Annotated in this window: 11 protein-coding genes; 1 reads left to right on the top strand and 10 read right to left on the bottom strand. The window is 65.9% G+C overall.

Annotated elements, in window-relative coordinates; genetic code table 11:
* Window positions 1–32: 32 nt before the first annotated feature.
* The 5 genes from SY91_RS01225 to argS all read right to left on the bottom strand — a co-directional run bounded on the left by SY91_RS01225 (window position 33) and on the right by argS (window position 5,793).
* Window positions 33–1,238: an RNA-guided endonuclease InsQ/TnpB family protein gene (locus tag SY91_RS01225; protein WP_023476786.1), complete on the bottom strand. Its 1,206-nt coding sequence runs from the start codon at window positions 1,236–1,238 to the stop codon at window positions 33–35.
* 239 nt (window positions 1,239–1,477) lie between these two features.
* Window positions 1,478–2,251 carry an SDR family oxidoreductase gene (locus tag SY91_RS01220; RefSeq protein ID WP_011546330.1) on the bottom strand — a complete coding sequence of 258 codons (774 nt, stop codon included), beginning with the start codon at window positions 2,249–2,251 and terminating at the stop codon, window positions 1,478–1,480.
* 19 nt (window positions 2,252–2,270) lie between these two features.
* Window positions 2,271–2,909 carry a thiol:disulfide interchange protein DsbA/DsbL gene (locus tag SY91_RS01215; protein WP_012329316.1) on the bottom strand — a complete coding sequence of 213 codons (639 nt, stop codon included), beginning with the start codon at window positions 2,907–2,909 and terminating at the stop codon, window positions 2,271–2,273.
* A gap of 70 nt (window positions 2,910–2,979) precedes the next feature.
* Entirely contained in the window at window positions 2,980–3,876 is an 897-nt protein-coding gene (locus tag SY91_RS01210; protein ID WP_027809035.1) for an SPOR domain-containing protein, read from the bottom strand.
* Between the two features lie 135 nt (window positions 3,877–4,011).
* A complete protein-coding gene (argS, locus tag SY91_RS01205) occupies window positions 4,012–5,793 on the bottom strand; it encodes an arginine--tRNA ligase (protein ID WP_006477662.1) in 1,782 nt (593 codons plus the stop codon).
* Between the two features lie 200 nt (window positions 5,794–5,993).
* On the opposite strand from argS, the gene SY91_RS01200 reads away from it, so the two are divergent.
* Window positions 5,994–6,317, top strand: a complete 324-nt coding sequence (locus SY91_RS01200; RefSeq protein ID WP_006489103.1) for a DUF1840 domain-containing protein — start codon at window positions 5,994–5,996, stop codon at window positions 6,315–6,317.
* A 314-nt stretch (window positions 6,318–6,631) separates the two neighbouring features.
* On the opposite strand, the gene SY91_RS01195 is transcribed toward SY91_RS01200, so the two are convergent.
* The 5 genes from SY91_RS01195 to SY91_RS01175 form a co-directional block, all read right to left on the bottom strand.
* Complete coding sequence (locus SY91_RS01195; protein ID WP_023476784.1) at window positions 6,632–7,219, bottom strand: hypothetical protein; 588 nt, start codon at window positions 7,217–7,219, stop codon at window positions 6,632–6,634.
* Window positions 7,220–7,406: 187 nt separating this feature from the next.
* Complete coding sequence (gene metH / locus SY91_RS01190; protein WP_006477665.1) at window positions 7,407–10,124, bottom strand: methionine synthase; 2,718 nt, start codon at window positions 10,122–10,124, stop codon at window positions 7,407–7,409.
* 40 nt (window positions 10,125–10,164) lie between these two features.
* The gene (locus tag SY91_RS01185) at window positions 10,165–11,232 is read right to left on the bottom strand and encodes a homocysteine S-methyltransferase family protein (RefSeq protein ID WP_006477666.1); all 1,068 of its coding nucleotides are present in this window, start codon (window positions 11,230–11,232) and stop codon (window positions 10,165–10,167) included.
* A 202-nt stretch (window positions 11,233–11,434) separates the two neighbouring features.
* Window positions 11,435–11,692, bottom strand: coding sequence for a DUF3567 domain-containing protein (locus SY91_RS01180; protein ID WP_006477667.1), 258 nt, complete (start codon window positions 11,690–11,692; stop codon window positions 11,435–11,437).
* 257 nt (window positions 11,693–11,949) lie between these two features.
* On the bottom strand, window positions 11,950–13,197 hold the full coding sequence (locus tag SY91_RS01175) for a DUF3108 domain-containing protein (RefSeq protein WP_043887823.1): 1,248 nt from the start codon (window positions 13,195–13,197) through the stop codon (window positions 11,950–11,952).
* Between the last annotated feature and the right edge of the window lie 79 nt (window positions 13,198–13,276).

Raw genomic sequence — 13,276 nt, 5'->3', positions numbered from 1 at the left:
AAAACTGCGCGACTCCTGCTGCGTTTGGCTGCTTACGCAGCCAGTTCGCTTCGGTGGGTTCCTGCTGCTGGCGATCTTGTTGCATCGCTCACTTCACAGGCGCAACGGGCGTGTCCCGCCCTGAGGACATTGATCGCGCCGACGAGATCGGCGTTTTCCTCGAAACTGCAATTCACGCACTCGAAACGGGCTTGAGTGAGCCGGTTTTCCGCCGACACGTACCCGCAACACGGGCAGGTTCGGCTCGTGTTCCGCGGCGATACTGCGATTAGATGCCCGCCGCTCCACGCCAGCTTGTAATCCAGCTGGCGCCGAAACTCGAACCAGCCCTGATCGAGGATGGATTTGTTCAGGCCAGACTTGACCCGAACATTCCTTCCCGGTTGCTCCGCGCAGCCTGCCGCCGATCTGGACATGTTCCGCACCTGCAAATCCTCGATACACACCATCGCGTGGTTTTGGCTGATCGTGGTCGTGGCTTTGTGCAGAAAGTCCCGGCGAGCGTTGCCGATTCGGGAGTGGATGCGCTGGACGCGGGTTTTTGCCTTCTTCCAGTTGTTGCTGAATTTCAATTTGCGACTCATCGCCTGCTGCGCACGGCGCAGCGCAACCTCATGCCGCCTGAAACTGTTCAGCGGCGCGTAGAACGTACCGTCCGAGAGCGTGGCGAAGCGAACGATGCCCAAATCGATGCCGATTGCGCCGCCATTGGGAACAGGTCGCTCGGCAACTCGTTCAGTCTGGATGCTCACATGCCACTTGCCACCGCTGACCAGTACCGTGACTTGCTTCACGTCGCCCAGCACAGCGCGGCTGTTGCGATAGCGCAGCCAGCCGAGCTTGGGCAGAAAGATGCGACTGGTTCGCTGATCGACCTCGATCTGCTTCGGATCGGGATAACGGAAGCTGTCCGACCGACCCTTCTTCTTGAAGCGCGGAAAGCCGGCACGTTTGGCGAAGAAGTTCGTGTAAGCGCGTTCCAAGTCTTTGAGCGACTGTTGCAGCGGATGAGTCGGCGCCGCCTTGAGCCATGGCGTCTCCGGAGCGTTGCGCCACGCCGTGATCAATCGGCACAACTCCGAGTATCCGAGCTTCTTTTCACCGCGCTCGAAGCGCTCCTTTTGCAATGCCAACGCCTTGTTGAAGACGAACCGACACGCTCCGGCGAAACTGCGCATCTGGCGCTGTTGTTCACCGGTCGGCATCAGTTCGTACTTGAAGGCTTGGAAGCGTTGCATGATTTGAGCATATCAACTCGCGAAAGCACGCTGTCAAGGATGTCTGCGACGTCAGCGCTATGCCCCGAAGGACATACCCTTGGGGATACTTCTCGCCCCGAGCCCTGAATGCCATGGGCTGTCGTGCGCAAGGGCAAAGCGTGCAGTGCTTGCACAAAGGCGCCAAAACGGAAGGAACAGCCGAAAAAGCCCGCGTTTGAGCAGAAACGGGGCACGGGTGACATCGCTCAAGGCAGCTTTCAGTGCGCGCCGGCCTTCGGCTTGCGCGGCGCCTTTTCGAACAGGCGGTCGTACAGCCAGCGCGGCAGCACGTGCAGCACCTTCGCGACGACACCCATCTGCCACGGAATCACGCGGAATGCGTGCTGCCGGGCGATCGCGCGTGCCGCGCGCGCGGCGAAGCGATCGGCGTCCATCAGGAACGGCATCCGGTACGGGTTGTGCGCGGTCATCGGCGTGCGGATGTAGCCGGGCGCGATCGTCACGACGCCGACGCCGGCCGGGCGCAGCTCGACGCGCAGCGCTTCCAGATACTTGATCGCGGCCGATTTCGACGCGCTGTACGCACCGGAGCCGGGCAGGCCGCGCACGCCGGCGACGCTCGCGACGCCGACCAGCGTGCCGTGGCGCGCGGCCGTCATCGGGCCGACGAATGGCTCGAACGTCGCGACCATCCCGTAGTAGTTGATGTCCATTACGTCGCGGAACGCCGCGAGGTCGCCCTGACCAGTGACGGCGCCCTGGCTGATACCCGCGTTCGCGATCACGACGTCGGGGCAGCCGTGCGCGGCGATGAACGACGCGGCGGCCGTCGCGAGCGCATCGGCGTCGCGCACGTCGGCGGAATAGACGGAGATGGACAGCTTCGGGAACCGCCGCGCGAACGCATCGAGTGCATCGGTGCGGCGCGCGACGAGGGCGAGCGTGGCGCCCTGGCGGGCGTATTCCTCGGCCATCGCAAGGCCGAGGCCGCTCGACGCGCCGGTGATGAAGACTTTCAGCGGAGTAGTCATGCCGGCGCGCGGACGGGGATCAGAGCTTCTTGTCCTGAACCTGCTTCACGAGGAAGTCGAGCACCTGCGCGGTACCCGGGATGCTGTTCGTGTAAGCCGGGCCCGTCTTGTACTTGCCCTGGACGACGACCGTCGGCACGCCGTCGATCGCGTAGTCCTTCAGCAGCTTGGCCGACTGGTTCACCTCGCCCTGCACGCTGAACGAGTTGTACGCGTCCATGAACTTCTTCTTGTCGACGCCCTGCGTGGCCAGGAAGTCGGCCTGCGCCTGCGGCGTCAGCAGGTAGTTCTTCTGCTTGTGGATCGCGTTGAAGATCGCCGGCGTGACCTTCTCGGAGATGCCGAGCGCGGATACCGCGTAGAACAGCTTCGAGTGCGGGAGGAAATCGTCACGGAATGCGACCGGCACGCGCTTGAAGTCGATGTTGTTGCCCTGCTTCTTCACCCAGGCCTCGATCGTCGGCTCGAATTCGTAGCAGTGCGGGCAGCCGTACCAGAAGAACTCGATCACCTCGACCTTGCCGGCCGGCGCGGACACCGGCTGCGGCGACTTCATCACCTCGAAGTCCTTGCCGGAGGCCGGCGCGGCGGGCGAAGCCTGGGCGAGGCCGGCGGCCAGGCCGAGGGACAGAAGGAGCGTGCTAAGCAGTTTTTTCATGTTGTGAACGTCGAATCAGTTGCTCGGGTTACGGAACGTAACGGGTTCTGCGTGGGCTCGGCCGGTTGGCTTACTGCTTCGTGAAGCGGATCACCGCCGTGTCGACACCTGCATCGGACAGGCGCTGGCGGGCCGAGTTCATATCCTCGAACTTCGAGAACGGGCCGACCCGCACGCGGAAATAGGTCACGCCGCTGACGTCGCGCTTCGACACCTTCGATTCGAAGCCCTGGAAGCCGAGGCGCGCACGCTGCTGCTCGGCATCGCCTTCCGTCTTGTACGCACCCACCTGCAGGAAGTAGCCGGTGTTCGCGTCGTTCGCGGTCGGCGGCTTCGCCGCTGCTGCCGCCGCGGCCCCGGCCGACGACGTCGGCTTCGGCGTGTTCGCGGCCTGCTGCTGTTGCTGCTGCTTTTGCGCGGCGGCCTGCTGCGCCTGCTTCTGCGCGGCGAAGCGGGCGAGGTCGTCCTCGCCGCCTTGCTGCTGTTGCTGCGCCTGTTGCGTCTTCTTCGGCGGCGGCGTGGTGTCGGCCGGCTTCGGCGCGACGGCGACGCCGTTGCCCGACGACGGCGTGTTCGACGCGGTGGTGTTGCTCGAGCCGGTGGCGCCGTTCGTGTTACCCGACGGCGGCACTTCGACGATCTGCGGCTCGGGCAGCAGGCCGCCCTGGGTCTGGTTCGCGGCCTGGCCGGGCGCGGTGTTCGGCGGCGCCGATTGCGCGGCCTGCGGCACCGGCTGGCCGGGCGTCTTGCCCTGCAGCGCGCGGTTCGGGTCGAACTGCTGCGGCTGGCTCGCGCCGTTGTCGGCCGGCGGCGGCGCGACCTTCGAGACGAACGGCGACGGCGAACGCGTGATGTAGAGCGCCACCACCACGGCGATTGCGAGGCCGACGATCAGGCCCAGCACGATTCCAAGAAATGTCCCTCCGGCTTGTTTCGACTGCTTCGAAGTTCGGCGTGGTTGTGCCATTGCTTGAGTCACCTGCAAAAAGAATCGTGAAAAGGCTGCGACGGGCATCCGACGACGGGCGCCCGGCGACGGGCAACCTGACGGTGGCCGCTGCCGCAGCCATTCGCGGCCCGGTTCGGGGCCGCGCTGACATCCTTACATCTTGGCGGGCGCGGATACGCCGAGCACCGCCAGGCCGTTCTCGAGCACCTGCCGGGTCGCGGCGAGCAGCGCGGCGCGCGCATTGCGCGGCGCCTCGTCGTCGACCAGCACGCGCTCCGCATTGTAGAACGAGTGGAATTCGCCAGCGAGATCGCGCAGGTAGAACGCGACCGCGTGCGGCGCCAGCTCGTTCGCCGCGTGCGTGAGCATGTCCGGATACTCGGCCAGCTTCTGCATCAGCGACGCCGCTTGCGCGCTCGTCAACTGCGACAGGTCGGCGCCCGGCAGTTGCGCGACGTCGACGTTGTAGCGCGACTTCAGTTCGTTGAGCACCGAGCAGATCCGCGCATGCGCGTACTGGACGTAATAGACCGGGTTTTCGTCGTTCTGTTTCAGCGCGAGGTCGATGTCGAACACGAACTCGGTATCGGCCTTGCGCGAGATCAGGAAGAAACGCACCGCGTCGCGGCCGCGCGTGATGGTCGCCTCGTCGATCAGGTCGGGGGCCGCTTCCTGGCCCGCGGCCGCGCCGCCCGACCATTCGATCAGGTCGCGCACCGTCACGTAGCTGCCCGCGCGCTTCGAGATCTTCACTTCCTGGCCGTCGCGCATCACGGTGACCATCTTGTGCAGCACGTAGTCGGGATAGCCCTTCGGAATACCGATATGCAGCCCCTGCAGGCCGGCGCGCACGCGCGCGATCGTGCCGTGGTGGTCCGAACCCTGGATGTTGATCACCTTCGTGAAGCCGCGCTCCCACTTCGTCACGTGGTACGCGACGTCCGGCACGAAGTACGTGTACGTGCCGTCCGACTTGCGCATCACGCGATCCTTGTCGTCGCCTTCGTCGGTCGTGCGCAGCCACAGCGCGCCGTCCTGCTCGTAGGTCATGCCGGCCTTGACCAGCGCGTCGACCGTCTTCTCGACGCGGCCTTCGCTGTACAGCGACGACTCGAGGTAGTACTGGTCGAACTTCACGCCGAACGCCTGCAGATCCATGTCCTGCTCGCGACGCAGGTAGGTCACCGCGAACTTGCGGATCGCGTCGAGATCCTCGACGTCGCCCGTGCCCTTGACCGGCTCGCCGTCCGACGCGGCGACCGTTTCACCGTTCAGGTAGTCGCGCGCGATGTCGGCGATGTACTCGCCGTTGTACGCGGCTTCCGGCCAGCCCGCGTCGCCCGGCTTCAGGCCGCGCGCGCGCGCCTGCGTCGAGATCGCCAGGTTGCCGATCTGCACGCCCGCGTCGTTGTAGTAGAACTCGCGGTGCACCGCGTAGCCCTGGCTCGCGATCACGTTCGCGAGCACGTCGCCGAGCGCGGCCTGGCGGCCGTGGCCGACGTGCAGCGGGCCGGTCGGGTTGGCCGACACGAATTCCAGCAACACTTGCTTGCCTTTCTCGCGATCCGACGTGCCGAACGCGCGGCCCTGCTCGAACACGGCGGCGATCACCGCCTGTTTGGCGGCGGCCGACAGGCGCAGGTTGATGAAGCCGGGGCCGGCGATCTCGGCGGCTTCGACGAGGCCTTGCGCGGCCGGCTGCGCGGTGAGGGCGGCGACGATCTGCTCGGCGAGCTGGCGCGGATTCGTGCCGAGCGGCTTCGCGAGCTGCATCGCGACGTTGCACGCGACGTCGCCGTGCGCGGCGACCTTCGGGCGCTCCAGCGTGATGGCGGGGGCGACGAATGCTGCGTCGGCGCCTTTCAGCGCGTGTGCGACCTGCTTGACGCTATCCGCGAGCAGGGCTTCGAGGGTCTGTTTGTGTGCTGGCAGCATGCTGGTAGAAGGCTTCGTTGGTGGCGGCCGGAAACGCCGGCCCGCCGGCACGCTTTTTAAGCGCGCGTTTCAGGGATCGCAGAATTTTAACAGGTGCTAATATGCCGCTCAGGCGGCCCGCGTCCGCGAGGCCGGACGCCGGTCTGCCGGCGTTCCCCAACCGCGCCGCGCAGGCACAACAAGATGAAAAGGGAATTGTCATGATTACGTTCAAGAGCAAGGCGGCACAGGATCTCGACGTGCTGAAGGATTTCGCCGTGTATGTGCTGGGTCTCGTCGGCAAGCAGCTGGGCGAGCGCGGTGTGATCACGCACGACGAACTGGACCACGCGATCGCCAAGCTGGAAGGCGCGGTCGCGCAGGCGAAGCAGGAGCGCGCCGAGCACGCCGGCCATTTCCACGAGGACGAAGCCGACCACGCGCACCACGAAGTGCCGCCGAGCCTGGCGCAGCGCGTCGCGCCGTTCCTGACGATGCTGCGCGAAGCGAAGGCCGGCCAGGCCGACGTGCACTGGGGCTTCTGAGCTTCCTTCTTCCTTGCTTGGCAGATCGAAAGGTTCGCCAGACAGGAAAAAGCCCGCTTTCGAGCGGGCTTTTTCTTTTGTCTGATGAAAATTTATGTCGAGCGGATGGCGGGCGCGAAATCGGGGCGGTAGCGCGGCGCCTGCCTTGACCGAAGGATGAAATCCCTTATAATTCAACGCAAGACTATGTGAAAGCGGGTGCGAAAACATAGCGCCGCCCGGGCAACCGGGTCCCACCTGGAGTGGGTATTTCGTCGAACGACGGAAAGAGAATCCCGCATGCGACGGCTGCCGACAGGCGGCCGTTGGTTTTTCTACGCCCGGATCTTGTGGCCTTCGAGGCTGGCTCGCAGCAACGTGCGCAGCGCGACTTTCCGGGCTTCCCGCTGGCGCCGGTTCAGGCCGCCATCCAGCATGTAGGCCGACTGTACGCGCAGGATGAGCCGGCGTTTCCTGATCCGGTCCTTCGAAACCTCGAAGAACACCGCATACACGCGTTGCGTGCCGTCCGATGCGACCGCTTCCACCGTCACGAAATTGGGTTGCCGTCCATCGGCGACGACGATCCGGCGCGTCGCCAGCCCGACGATCACGCCGCGCAGCAACTCCCGTGACGCGCGGTACCGGTCTGCGCAGAGCACGCGTGTTTCGCGGCCGTCGTCGTAGATCTCGTCATCCGGAATGGTGTCGCGGGTGCGTCCGTCCCATTTGAGGCTGCGTGTGAAGCAGTGACAGGAGAACAGCACCAGAACCGTCACGTCGAAGCCGGTTTCCAGATCGCAGGTGAATGCCAACGGACGCAGATGGCTCAGATCCCAGCGCTCGCCGCGGTAGATCGTCGGCGGGAACGGGCTCGCGCTGTCCGATGGCGTTTCGGTGATCCGGATCTCGAAGGTCGACATGGCGGGAAGGATTTAGGGAGAAGGGCGCGCTATGTCGCCCACGCACGTTGGCCCGAAAGCCCGGCGTTGCAGGACTTCGATCTCGATTATTGAGATTAGTTATCCTGATAAATCAAGCCATTGTGCGACGCGCCCCTGGATCGGGGCGCGTGGCGATGGAAGCGGCGGGTCGCCGCAGTCGACGCGGTTACAGTTGCGGCGCGAGCGCGCGGCGCGCGTCGTCCAGCGACAGCGCCATGCGTTGCGCGTAGTCCTCGAGCTGATCCTGCCCGATTTTGCCGACCGAGAAGTAGCGGCTGTCCGGGTGCGCGAGATAGAAACCCGACACGCTCGCCGCCGGCAGCATCGCGAGCGAATCCGTCACGCTCATGCCGATCTCGTCCGCGTGCAGCACGTCGAACATGTCGCGCTTCACGAGGTGGTCGGGGCAGGCCGGGTAGCCGGGCGCCGGGCGGATGCCCGCGTACTTCTCGGCGATCAGCGCGTCGTTGTCGAGCGTCTCGCCGCTCGCATAGCCCCACAGTTCGCGCCGCACGCGCGCGTGCATCGCTTCGGCGAACGCTTCCGCGAAACGATCGGCGAGCGCCTTCAGCATGATCGCGCTGTAGTCGTCGTGGTCGGCTTCGAACTGCTTTTCCTTCACGTCGACGCCGAGGCCGGCCGTCACCGCGAACATCCCGATGTAGTCGGCCACCCCCGACTCCTTCGGCGCGATGAAGTCGGCGAGCGAACGGTTCGGCCGCATCACGCCGTCGACCACTGGGCGCACGCTCTGCTGGCGCAGGTTGCGCCACGTGAGCAGCACTTCCGAGCGCGACTCGTCGCTGTAGATCTCGATGTCGTCGTCGTTGACCGTATTGGCCGGCAGCAGCGCGATCACGCCGTTCGCGGTCAGCCAGCGGCCCTGGATCAGGCGCGCGAGCATCGACTTCGCGTCGGAGAACACGCGTCGCGCCGATTCGCCGACGATCTCGTCGTTCAGGATCGCCGGGTACGGGCCCGCGAGGTCCCAGGTCTGGAAGAACGGGCCCCAGTCGATGTAGTTCGCGAGCTCGTTCAGGTCGTAGTTCTTGAACACGCGACGGCCGATGAACTTCGGCTTCACCGGCTGGTAGCCGGCCCAGTCGATCCTGGTCTTGTTCGCGCGTGCTTCGGCGAGCGTGACCATCGGCTGCGCCTTGCGGTTCGCGTGCTGGTCGCGGATGCGTTCGTAGTCGGACTTCAGCTCGTCGAGATACTTGGCCGCGCCTTCGTCCGACAGCAGGTTCGACGCGACCGACACCGAGCGCGACGCATCAGGCACGTAGACGACCGGGCCTTCGTAGTGCGGCGCGATCTTCACGGCCGTGTGCACGCGCGACGTCGTGGCGCCGCCGATTAGCAGCGGAATCTTCTTCACGCGGAAGTAGTCGTCGCGCTGCATTTCGGACGCGACGTACGCCATTTCCTCGAGGCTCGGCGTGATGAGGCCAGACAGCCCGATGATGTCCGCGCCCTCGACCTTCGCCTTCGCGAGGATCTCGTTGCACGGGACCATCACGCCCATGTTGACCACTTCGAAGTTGTTGCACTGGAGTACGACCGACACGATGTTCTTGCCGATGTCGTGCACGTCGCCCTTCACGGTCGCGATGACGATCTTGCCCTTCGCGCGCACGTCGCCGCCCGCTTCCGCGAGCAGGCGCTTTTCTTCCTCGATGAACGGGATCAGGTGCGCGACCGCCTGCTTCATCACGCGCGCCGACTTCACCACCTGCGGCAGGAACATCTTGCCCTGGCCGAACAGGTCGCCGACGATGTTCATCCCGTCCATCAGCGGCCCCTCGATCACGTTGATCGGACGGCCGCCGGCCGCGGCGATCTTCGCGCGCACTTCCTCGGTATCCTCGACGATGAAGGTCGTGATGCCGTGCACGAGCGCATGCGAGAGCCGCTTCTCGACCGGCTGGTTGCGCCACTCGAGGTTCTCTTCCTTCTTCGCGCCGCCTGCCTTGAACTTGTCGGCGATCTCCAGCAGGCGATCGGTGGAATCGTCGCGGCGGTTCAGGATCACGTCCTCGACGCGCTCGCGCAGCTCGGGGTCGAGATCGGCGTACACGCCCAGCTGGCCGGCGTTCACGATGCCCATGTCCATCCCGGCCTGGATCGCGTGATACAGGAACACGGTGTGGATCGCCTCGCGCACCGGGTCGTTGCCGCGGAACGAGAACGACACGTTCGACACGCCGCCGCTCACCTTCGCGTGCGGCAGGTTCTGCTTGATCCAGCGGGTCGCCTCGATGAAGTCGACCGCGTAGTTGTTGTGCTCCTCGATGCCGGTCGCGACCGCGAAGATGTTCGGGTCGAAGATGATGTCTTCCGGCGGGAAGCCGACTTCGTTCACGAGGAAGTCGTACGAGCGCTTGCAGATCTCGGTCTTGCGCGCGTAGGTATCGGCCTGGCCGGTTTCGTCGAACGCCATCACGACCGCGGCCGCGCCGTAGCGGCGGATCAGGTTCGCGTGGTGGCGGAACGCGTCCTCGCCTTCCTTCAGCGAGATCGAGTTCACGATCGCCTTGCCCTGCACGCACTTGAGGCCGGCTTCGATCACCTCCCACTTCGACGAGTCGATCATGATCGGCACGCGCGCGATGTCCGGCTCCGACGCGATCAGGTTCAGGAAGCGCACCATCGCCGCCTTCGAATCGAGCATCGCCTCGTCCATGTTGATGTCGATCACCTGCGCGCCGTTCTCGACCTGCTGGCGCGCGACGGCGAGCGCCTCGTCGAACTGGCCGTTGAGGATCATCCGTGCGAACGCCTTCGAGCCGGTGACGTTGGTGCGTTCGCCGACGTTGATGAAGAGCGTCCCGGGCGTGACGTTGAACGGCTCGAGGCCGGCAAGGCGCATCATGTGATCGGTCATGGCGGTGCGAATTCTTTTGATGAAGGACGGGGGCGGTCGGTCAGGCGTTGTCGCTGTACTGGTTCGGCCAGCGGCGCGGCTTCACGTCGGCGAGCGCCTTCGCGATCTCGGCGATGTGTTCGGGCGTCGTGCCGCAGCAGCCGCCCGCGAGGTTCACGAGCCCGGCCTGCGCGAATTCCTTCAGCAGGCCCGACGTGACGTCGGGCGTTTCGTCGAAGCCGGTGTCGCTCATCGGGTTCGGCAGGCCCGCGTTCGGGTAGCACGACACGTAGGTGTCGCACAGCTTCGCGAGCTCGGCGATGTACGGGCGCATCAGCGCCGCGCCGAGCGCGCAGTTCAGGCCGAACGTGAGCGGCTTCGCATGACGCAGCGAATTCCAGAACGCCTCGACGGTCTGGCCCGACAGAATGCGGCCCGACGCATCGGTGACGGTGCCCGAGATCATGATCGGCAGGCGCTCGCCGGTGTCCTCGAACAGCTCGTCGAGCGCGAACAGCGCGGCCTTGGCGTTCAGCGTGTCGAAGATCGTCTCGACGAGGAACAGGTCGACGCCGCCGTCGAGCAGCGCCTTCGCCTGCTGGTAGTACGACGTGCGCAGCTCGTCGAACGTGACGTTGCGCGCACCCGGATCGTTGACGTCCGGCGAGATGCTGGCCGTCTTCGGCGTCGGCCCGATCGCGCCCGCGACGAAGCGCGGCTTGTCCGGCGTCGCGTATTTCGCGGCCGATTCGCGTGCGAGCTTCGCCGATGCGACGTTCATCTCGACGACGAGATCTTCCATCCCGTAGTCGGCCTGCGCGACGGTCGTCGCGCCGAACGTGTTGGTCTCGACGATGTCGGCGCCGGCCGCGAAGTACTGGTCGTGGATCTCGCGGATGATCTGCGGCTGCGTGAGCGACAGCAGCTCGTTGTTGCCCTTGATGTCGCGCGGGAAATCCTTGAAGCGCTCGCCGCGATACGCGGCCTCGTCGAGCTTGTAGCGCTGGATCATCGTGCCCATCGCGCCGTCGAGGATCAGGATGCGCGATTTCAGCAGCGCGGGCAGGGCGGCGCCGCGCGTGTAGCGCGCGTCGAGCGGGACGGAAGCGGCGAGAGGAGTCGCAGACATGGGCGGAAGACCGGCGAAGACGGAAAACCGTCATTGTAGCCGGTGCGTCAAGGGGGCGCGGGCCTTCGCCGTGCCGGCCTGGCGGCCTGCCAAACGAAAGCCCCCGCCGGCGAGCCGGACGGGGGCAGGATCGGAGTGCACGCGGCGCCGCGTCGATGCGCGGCGAAATGGCCCGGCCGCATGACGCGCCGGGCTGCGCTCGTCAGTGGAGCACGACGGGCATCATCATCAGGCTGTCGAATTGTCCGAGGAATTCGTCGACCTCGTCGAGCGACGGTTCATCCTCGATCAGCTGCTTCACGTGCGCGCGGAATCGTTCGGCAAGTTCGCCGTCGATGAAGATTTCGCGCTGCGCGTTCTTGTCGACGATTTCGTATCCGCCGGCATTCATCAGGTGATGGCCGGCCTGCGGCGCAAATTCGACGACGCAGTAGTTGGGGCTGTTGTAGATCATTTGCATGGCGGCACTCCTCTTCGCAGTGGCATCTGGCCTTGTTGTCCCCTAGGTGGGGCAAGCCTTGCCGGTTTCAAGGGGCTTGCGCTGCACACCCCGTTCTCCCGTTGCGTGGGGTGTATCGGTTAGAAGCCGATGTCTATCAAACGTTTCTCATTGTGAGCCGGTGGACTGAAATAGTTGTTAAAGAGTGTCATCGGCCATTTCCGGGAAATCTGTAATCGGTCGAAATTGCCGATTGGCGCGGATTCACGCGCGTTCACTCACTGTGTGACAGTCGACGAGGCAGGGGGTTGCATCGTCGCGGGCGGTGCCGATGGCGCCGCTTGCGCCGGTTCCGCTGGCTGCGCGGGCGATGCATCGGGTGTCGGAGCGGCGGCAGGCGCGTTCGTTGCGCCGGCGGGCGGGGCGACATCGGCAGGCACGCTCGGTGCGGCGAGGCGGCCGTGCCACAGCAGCTCGATCTGCGCCCCGTTCGGCTCGCTCTGCACGAGTCGCGCGGGCAGCCAGCCGAGCGACGGCGCGAGCCACATGTCGATGCGACGCGTGTCGCCGTCGCGCCGCGGCAGGCGCATGAAGTGCCGCGCCGCGATGATGCCGGCCTGCGTCTGCACCTGCTCGTCGCCGATCACGGTGATCGGCCAGGTCTCGCCGCTGTTGTTGTCGATCACGAAGAACTGCTGCGTGACGCCCGGCTTGTAGGCGGCGGGATTGCCGCGCACGAGCCCCGACAACTGCATCAGCATGCTGAAGCGGTCCTGCACGCCGTCGGGCAGCGGCGCGTTGTTCGGCGTGCGCGTGAACACGACTTGCCGGATCTCGCGGTTGAAGATCGCGATGTCTTCCGGCCGCTTGCCGCGCTTCTCGACGTAACGGTCGGGCGCGACGCCGAACGCATCGATGCGGCCTTCGCTGCGATAGGTGAACGGGCCGACGAACGGCACGGGCATCGACACCGACAGGTCGTACGTGTGCCCGTCGGTGCGCCAGTGGATCGTGCCGATCATGTTCTGCATGCCGTTGTAGAACGTGTCGTACTGCAGGTCGCCGGACGGCGGCGCGGCGAACTTCACGCCGCTCGTCGCGGGGCCGGGTGTCGCGGCGCTGGCGCCCGCGGCCGACGCGGCGTGCGCGGCCGAAGCCCCCGGTGTGTCGCTCGCAGCGGACGCGGCCGCCGCCGGCGGTTCGCCGTGCTCGGCCGTCTGCGTCGACGTGAGGACCGGCTCGCGCGATGGCGCGGGTTTCGGTGGGGCCGCCGTCGGTGCGGCCGGACGTTCGACCGGCTTCGGCGCCGGCGGGGCTGGCTGGCGCTCGATCGGCTGCGGTTTCAGCAACTCGATCTGCACGGGGATGTCGGCGGGCGGCGGCGGCGTGAACGATTCGCGGTTGCGCATCAGCCAGAACCCGGCGAGCGCGTGCAGCACCAGCACGGCGACGAGCGCGACGCCCACGCGCAGCCAGCGGCGGGGCCGGGCGTGACTCGGGCGAAGGTCGGCAGGCTGCATGGGCATCGGAACAGGATCGGGCGCGTGGGTGACGTCGGGCGCGCGGCGCGCGCTACAGGAATCGGACCGCCGGATGCGCGGCGCG

Source organism: Burkholderia cenocepacia (genome assembly GCF_014211915.1).
Lineage (GTDB): Bacteria > Pseudomonadota > Gammaproteobacteria > Burkholderiales > Burkholderiaceae > Burkholderia > Burkholderia orbicola.
The sequence above is the reverse complement of the archived record's forward strand: the minus strand, read 5'-3'. Positions and strand labels throughout refer to the sequence as shown.

What these genes read in the sequence shown, in the direction of transcription:
- SY91_RS01225 (WP_023476786.1), bottom strand. Translation starts at nt 1,238, where the DNA reads ATGCAACGCTTCCAAGCCTTCAAGTACGAACTGATGCCGACCGGTGAA.
- SY91_RS01220 (WP_011546330.1), bottom strand. Translation starts at nt 2,251, where the DNA reads ATGACTACTCCGCTGAAAGTCTTCATCACCGGCGCGTCGAGCGGCCTC.
- SY91_RS01215 (WP_012329316.1), bottom strand. Translation starts at nt 2,909, where the DNA reads ATGAAAAAACTGCTTAGCACGCTCCTTCTGTCCCTCGGCCTGGCCGCC.
- SY91_RS01210 (WP_027809035.1), bottom strand. Translation starts at nt 3,876, where the DNA reads ATGGCACAACCACGCCGAACTTCGAAGCAGTCGAAACAAGCCGGAGGG.
- argS (WP_006477662.1), bottom strand. Translation starts at nt 5,793, where the DNA reads ATGCTGCCAGCACACAAACAGACCCTCGAAGCCCTGCTCGCGGATAGC.
- SY91_RS01200 (WP_006489103.1), top strand. Translation starts at nt 5,994, where the DNA reads ATGATTACGTTCAAGAGCAAGGCGGCACAGGATCTCGACGTGCTGAAG.
- SY91_RS01195 (WP_023476784.1), bottom strand. Translation starts at nt 7,219, where the DNA reads ATGTCGACCTTCGAGATCCGGATCACCGAAACGCCATCGGACAGCGCG.
- metH (WP_006477665.1), bottom strand. Translation starts at nt 10,124, where the DNA reads ATGACCGATCACATGATGCGCCTTGCCGGCCTCGAGCCGTTCAACGTC.
- SY91_RS01185 (WP_006477666.1), bottom strand. Translation starts at nt 11,232, where the DNA reads ATGTCTGCGACTCCTCTCGCCGCTTCCGTCCCGCTCGACGCGCGCTAC.
- SY91_RS01180 (WP_006477667.1), bottom strand. Translation starts at nt 11,692, where the DNA reads ATGCAAATGATCTACAACAGCCCCAACTACTGCGTCGTCGAATTTGCG.
- SY91_RS01175 (WP_043887823.1), bottom strand. Translation starts at nt 13,197, where the DNA reads ATGCCCATGCAGCCTGCCGACCTTCGCCCGAGTCACGCCCGGCCCCGC.